Annotated in this window: 1 protein-coding gene; it reads right to left on the minus strand. The window is 58.4% G+C overall.

Annotation, left to right across the window (positions count from 1 at the left end):
* The coding region (locus tag AB4Y43_RS40665; RefSeq protein WP_368730310.1) for an amino acid permease at window positions 1-255 on the minus strand (255 nt) is incomplete at both ends.

A 255-nucleotide genomic window follows, 5' to 3' on the forward strand; every position in this document is an offset into this window, starting at 1 on the left:
GGTTGATCGGGCTCTGGAAGCCGTTGAATGCGAACACGATGCCGCTCGTGGCGACTGCCGTGAACACCGCCGACCAGCCGTACGGGGCGAACGAGGTCGTCTGGCCGAAGTTTTCCTGGTGGAAGCTTCCCGCCATCAGGCCGATGATCGTCAGACCCGGGATGATGAACTTGAAGATCGTGATCGCGCTGTTGGCACGCGCGAACAGTTTCACGCCCCAATAGTTGAGCATGAAGTAGATGATCACGAGAATCG

Source organism: Paraburkholderia sp. BR10872, from assembly GCF_040965835.1.
GTDB classification, from domain to species: Bacteria; Pseudomonadota; Gammaproteobacteria; order Burkholderiales; family Burkholderiaceae; genus Paraburkholderia; species Paraburkholderia nodosa_A.